The following is a 6,241-nucleotide window of genomic DNA, read 5'->3' on the forward strand; positions in this document are numbered from 1 at the left end:
GGCGTCGGGGTGGGCGTCGGTGTCGGCGCGGGGGTGGGCGTGGGGGACGGTCGCGGGACCGGGCTCGGCGGCGGCGTCCCCGGGGCGGAGGTGGCCGGCGGTGCGGCGACCTCCGCCGCGGGCTCCGGCGAACCCGTGAGCGCGAACGCGGCGACGGCCGCCGCGACGACGGCGATCCCGGCCGCGATGCCGGCCTTCGCGGCGGTGCCGAGCCCCTCCCCGGCCGCGGCCGCCGCCCCGCCGCCGGAGGACCCGGCGCCACCGGCCGCCCCCGCCGCCCCGGCCGTCGCCGCGCCGGAGGAAGCCGCGGCCCCGCCGGCCACGGCAGCCCCGCCCGCGACCGCGCCGGTGACGGCGACGCCGCCGACGGCCGCGGCCGCGACGGTGAACCAGCCGGTGCCGAGCCAGAGCAGTGCGCCGCCGGGCAGCACGGCGCGCAGGCCGTGGTTGATGTCTGCGAGCTCCAGGTACGCGGCGGTGCAGCGGGTGCAGTCCTGGACGTGCTTGCCGACCTCCGCGGAGGCGCGCTTGCGCAGCGAGCCGCGGGCGTACGCGCCGAGCCGGTTGGCGTACCCGGCGCAGCCTGACTCCTGGCTGCCCGACACGTGCGCCTGCAGGAACGCGGCGGCCAGCCGGTCGCGGGCCCGGTGGGCCTGGACGGCGGTGGCGTTGGCGGTCTTGCCGAGCATCACGGCGACGGTCTTGGGGGACTCCCGCTCGACCTCGGTGTGCCAGAGCACCACCCGGTCGTCCTCGGGCAGTTCGGCGTACGCGCGCATCACCATGCGCTGGTCGGCGAGGGCCAGTGCCCAGGCGTCGGCGCCGGGGTCGGCGAGGTCGAACTCGACGGTGGCCGCGGAGGCCTCGGCGAAGTCGGTGAAGTCGTCGATCAGCTGCTCGCGCCGGTCGGAGCGCGTCCAGGCGGCGGCCACGTTGCGCACCGCCGTCAGCAGGTAGGCGCGGACGGCGAACTCGGGCCCCTTGCCGGCCTTCAGCGCCTGCAGCGTCCGGGCGAACACCTCGCCCGCGAGGTCCTCCGCGGTGAAGCTGTCCCGGCAGCAGGTGCGGGCGTAGCGGCGGACGGAGTCCGCGTGGCGGCGGTAGACCTCCTCGTACGCGGCGTCGTCCCCGGCCCGGACGCGGGCGGTCAACTCGGCGTCGGAGGGCGGGCGTTCACCGTCCACCGGGTCGGCGGGGGCGGGCACCACGGCGCGCACCGGGAACTCCTCGCCGATGAACGCCTCGGGCGCGACACCGCCCTGCCCGGCGGGGGCCTGGCCGGGAACCCGGCCGCTCAGCGACTCCCGGGCCGGACTGCCGCCCTGGCCCGGCACCTGGTCCGGCACCTGGCCCGGCGCCTCCAGGCCGGAGCCGAACTCGCCCGCGTCGCCCTGCTCCTCGGGGTTCACCGGGCACCGCCCCGGCGTGCGGCGCACGGCCGGGGCCGCCCCCCGAAGTCGACGGCGGTCACGGTGCGCAACGGGACAATGGCTCCAACCACGGGCAAAGAATGGCATAGCGCAGCGACCACCGGTAGCCGGGCCCGCCCCGACCCACTCCTCCGGGCCGCCGCTCGCGGAAGTGTTCGGAACTCGGCGGCGCAGGCACCGCGCGTACCCGGAACGTTCCGCGCCGCTTCCGTTCCGACCCGCGCGCCCGGTGACCCCCCGTCACCCGAACGGCGCGCCGCGGCCGCCCGGACCGGGCCCCCGGTCGGTGCTCCCCACACGGAGCGTCAACTTCCTGCACGGTGCGCCGGATTCCCGGCCGGTGCGGCCGGTGCGGGCGGCTCAGGCCGCGCGCAGGCCCTGCAGCAGGATCTGCAGCAGCCGGTGCCCCGCCCCGCCCTCGGTCTCGCCCTCCCGCACCGGGACGGCCGCGGAGGCGTGCACCGGCACCGCGGCCGTCAGCACCAGCACCACGTCCGCCACCGTCACGCCGGGCCGCAGCTCCCCGGCCGCGCCCGCCCGGGCCACCAGCGCCGCCAGCAACTGCAGCAGCAGCCGCGGGTCGGCGCTCTGCTCGCCCTCGGCCGCTGCACCGCCGAACGCCCGCAGGTCGCCGCCGCGCTGCTCGGGGACGCGGCCGATCTCCTCCGCGTACCGGAACGCCTCCGGCGGCAGCAGCCGGCCCGCGCCCGAGGCCGCCGCCCGCTGCAGGAACCCCGCCAGCGCGTCCCACGGGCCGGTCAGGCCGCCGTACAGCGACTCCCGGGCCTGCGCGGTCAGCCAGGAGACCTCCTCGGCGGCGATCCGCTGGACCAGCACCTCCTTGCTGGGGAAGCGCCGGTACACCGTGCCCACGCCGACCCCGGCCCGCCGGGCGACCTCCTCCATCGGCGCCCCGTACCCGAGTTCGCCGAACACCTCGCGGGCGGCCCGCAGCACGCTCTCCAGGTTCCGCCGGGCGTCCACCCGCAGCCGCGAGCCCGCGCCGCGCCCCGGCCCGTCCGGCCGCTCGCCGCCCGCGAAGCCGTACCGCTCCCGCTCGTCCGGGCCGCGCTGCTCCGGCACCACGTCCACCGCGGCGCGTCCGAACGCCGCGATCGGCCCCCGCCCCGCCAACTGATCCTGCTCCGACATGCCAAACCTCCCCCGAGGCACCCCGTCCCGGGCACCCGAACGGCTACTGCGCCCCCTGGTGTGCGCTGCCGACACCGGCCGTGGCCCGACGTCCGCGCACTACCTTCCCCGGTTGGCTGCCGTGCAGTCCGCGCCGACGCCACCAGGTCCAGGACGAAAGGACCGGCACCATCGGCGGTCCGAAGCACAATCCGACCATAGTTCAGGGAAGTTCGCCGCAGAAGTGGACCACTCGTCGACCCGGATCGGTCCGATCCGAGCCCTACGTGCGGACAAATCCCCTCACGCACCGCCCGCGGGCCCACGTGAGACGAATCACAACCCGAGCATCCGGCCCGGAACGCCGACCCCCGCCCCGACTTGCCTTCCTTTGCCGAACCTTGACGCTCCGTCAGGCCGTTCGGGGACGCCGATCCGCGGACGTCCCGACGATCGGGAGTGCACGCCCCTACCTCCGCCGCACCCGTTCCGCCGCAACGGCGACCCGTTCACCCCCGCAACGGCCGCGCACGCACCGCCGGATCGCCGAACCCGCGGGGCAGGGCCGTGCGAATCGAACCGGCGGACGGCGGCGGGCCGCGTTCCGGGCCGCTTTTCCCGGCCGGATTCGGACCGATCCGGCCCGGAGTGTGGACAAGACCCCGCCCCCGGGTGCGTCATAGGGGGAACGTGAAACGGGTCACAGCCCCAGGGCCGGCCGGAGGTGCCCCATTCGAGTCCTGATCATCGGCGGCGGCTGCGCCGGACTGAGCACCGCGCTGCGCCTCCAGCAGTTGCTGCGCGCCCAGTTGAAGGACCGCCGGATCGAAGTGACGATCGTCGAGCCGCAGCCCTACCTGACCTTCCAGCCCCTGCTGGCCGAGGTCGCCGCAGGCTCCATCGACCCGCGCCACGTGGTCGTCCCGCTGCGCACCGCGCTCCCCGACTGCCGGGTGCTCACCGCCCGCGTCACCAAGATCGACCACGCCACCCGCACCGCCTGGGTGGACGCCGCCCCGCGCGGCGAGCTCCGGCTGCCCACCGAAGTCCCGTACGACGTGCTGGTGATGGCCCCCGGCTCGGTCTCCCGCACCGTCCCCGTCCCCGGCCTGGCCGAGCACGGGATGGGCTTCGCCACCGTCGGCGAGGCGGTCGCCCTGCGCAACCACGTGCTGGAGCAGCTCGACCTGGCCTCCTCCACCCGGGACCCGGAACTGCGCCACGCCGCCCTGACCTTCGTCTTCGTCGGCGCCGGCTACGCGGGGGTCGGCGCGCTCGCCGAACTGGAGGACATGGCCCGCACCGCCACCAAGGGCTACCACAACCTCGACCCCGACGACCTGCGCTGGATCCTGGTCGAGGCGAAGGACCGCATCCTCGGCGAGGAGACCCCCGAACTCGCCGCCCACACCCTCGCCGAACTGCGCGAGCGCAACATCGACGTCCGGCTCTCCACCACCCTGGAATCCGCCGCCGACCAGCTGGTGCTGCTCTCCGACGGCAGCCGCTTCGCCGCCCGCACCCTGGTCTGGACGGCCGGCATCCGTCCCGCCCCCGTGCTCTCCCTCACCGACCTCCCGCTCGACGGCACCGGCCGGATCACCTGCCTGCCCACCCTGCGGATCGTCGCCCCCGACGGCACCCCGCTCCCCGCCGCCTGGGCCGCTGGGGACTGCGCCGCCGTCCCCGACCACACCGGCGAGCCCTGCGCCCCCAACGCCCAGCACGCGCTCGCCCAGGCCAAACTGCTCGCCGAGAACCTGGCCGCCGACCTGGCCGGCCAGCCGCTCACCGCCTACCGCTCCGAGTACCCCGCCTGCTCCACCTCGCTCGGCCTGCGCCGCGCCGTCGCCCACACCCGGCGCGGCACCCGGCTCACCGGCCGCCGCGCCTGGTGGCTGCACCGCGCCCGCCAACTGCGCCGCCTGCCCACCCGGGAGCGCCGGATCCGGGTGCTGACGGACTGGTTGTTCGGCGGCCTCTTCCAGCGCGAAGTGGTCTCGCTGGGCACCATCGAGCACCCCCGGGCCGAATTCGAGTCCGGTTTCACCCCCGGTCCCGGCACCTGACGCCCGCTCGCGTTCCTCCGCAGGAGCACGCCCCCGGCGTGCGCCCACCGGAACGCGCCGTACCGGGGGCTCGACTTCCGGAACCACACCGGAGCCTGACAGGATCAACCCGACGGAACCACTACGGCGAGTACCGCATCACACACGCATTGTGATCATCACACTATTGCCGTTCGCCCCTGCAGGCACCACCCCCCATCAGTCCCGAGGAAGCGGCCGACGTTGAACCTCATGCGCTGGAGCGCCCGGCTCGCCGGAACCGCCTGGCGGGCCAACCCCGCCACCGCGGACGAACCCGTCACCGTCCCCGGCCCGCGCGACCCGGCCGCCACCGGCCCCGGACCCGACCCCCGCGACCCCGAGCAGCTCTACGACCTGCGCGAGGTCCTGCGCCGCCTGCCCGCCCCCGTCGCCCTCACCCACGGCCCCAAGCACCAGCTCGGCTACGCCAACCAGGCCTACCGCGACCTGTTCGGCCCCCGCACCCCCGGCCGCCCCGCCGCCGAGTCCCTCCCCGAACTCACCACCCTCGGCGTGCTCCCCCTGCTCGACCAGGTCCTGCGCAGCGGACGGCCGCGCAGCGTGAAGTCCCGCTGCATCCTCGGCCTCGGCGGCAACCGCTACTACAACATCGCCTGCGTCCCGCTCGGCCCCGACGAGAGCACCGCCCCCGCCGGGGTCCTGGTCTTCGCCACCGAGGTCACCGACCAGGTCCAGTCCGCCGGCCGCCTCCGCGAAGCCGAACGCCGCCAACGCGAAGCCGCCGTCACCCTCCAGCACAGCCTCCTCCCGCAGAAACTCGAACAGCCCGCCGACCTCCACGTCGCCGCCACCTACCAACCCGGCGGCGCCGACGCCGCCGTCGGCGGCGACTGGTACGACGTCATCGGCCTCGGCGGCGGACGCACCGCACTCGTCATCGGCGACGTCATGGGCCGCGGCCTGCGCGCCGCCGCCGTCATGGGCCAGCTCCGCACCGCCGTCCGCGCCTACGCCCGCCTCGACCTCCCCCCGCACGAGGTGATGACCCTCCTCGACGGCCTCGCCATGGAGATCGACGCCAACCAGATCGCCACCTGCACCTACGCCGTCTGGGACCCGACCGCCACCACCCTCGTCTACGCCTCCGCCGGACACCTCCCCCTCCTCCTCCGCGGCCCCGACGGCACCGTCCTCCACGGCGAGGAGCAGAACGGACCGCCCCTCGGCACCGGCGGCGCCGGCCACCTCTCCCACACCCTCCGCCTCCTCCCCGGCACCACCGGCGTCCTCTACACCGACGGCCTGGTCGAACGCCGGGACCAGGACATCGACCAAGGCATCGACCACCTCGCCCACACCCTCCGCGGCCCCGTCGGCACCCCCGACACCGTCTGCGCCCGCCTCCTGCGGGCCCTCGGCGTCACCGCTGAGCACGACGACGACGTCGCGGTGCTGGTCTTCCAGGTGCCACTTGATCCCGAGCCCGCAGCTGTGTAGAGTTCTTCGAGTTGCCTGACAGGGAGCACCGAGCACGCATCTGTGTGGACGGTCCCGGGGCGGCCAATCCCTTGGAAAACCAGCTAGCTGATCCGTGACGGGTCGCGTCCTTTTCGCGTCCCCGTTCGTATT

Annotated in this window: 3 protein-coding genes and 1 pseudogene; 2 read left to right on the plus strand and 2 right to left on the minus strand. The window is 75.5% G+C overall.

What is annotated here, in order from left to right:
* Positions 1–1,409 (minus strand): RNA polymerase sigma factor (locus OO57_RS36810; RefSeq protein WP_051778725.1); only part of this gene is annotated, 1,409 nt, incomplete at its 3' end.
* 381 nt (positions 1,410–1,790) lie between these two features.
* Complete coding sequence (locus OO57_RS36815; protein WP_081974217.1) at positions 1,791–2,582, minus strand: TetR/AcrR family transcriptional regulator; 792 nt, start codon at positions 2,580–2,582, stop codon at positions 1,791–1,793.
* Positions 2,583–3,301: 719 nt separating this feature from the next.
* On the opposite strand from OO57_RS36815, the gene OO57_RS36820 reads away from it, so the two are divergent.
* Positions 3,302–4,630: an NAD(P)/FAD-dependent oxidoreductase gene (locus OO57_RS36820; RefSeq protein ID WP_199811402.1), complete on the plus strand. Its 1,329-nt coding sequence runs from the start codon at positions 3,302–3,304 to the stop codon at positions 4,628–4,630.
* Between the two features lie 222 nt (positions 4,631–4,852).
* Positions 4,853–6,082 (plus strand): annotated as a pseudogene (locus tag OO57_RS36825) (PP2C family protein-serine/threonine phosphatase); the annotation flags it as partial.
* Between the last annotated feature and the right edge of the window lie 159 nt (positions 6,083–6,241).

The sequence above is a fragment of the Kitasatospora phosalacinea genome, from assembly GCF_000717185.1.
GTDB classification, from domain to species: Bacteria; Actinomycetota; Actinomycetes; order Streptomycetales; family Streptomycetaceae; genus Kitasatospora; species Kitasatospora phosalacinea_A.

Bases quoted from the DNA above. Each gene is read 5' to 3' on its own strand.
- OO57_RS36815 (WP_081974217.1), bottom strand. From the start codon at position 2,582: ATGTCGGAGCAGGATCAGTTGGCGGGGCGGGGGCCGATCGCGGCGTTC.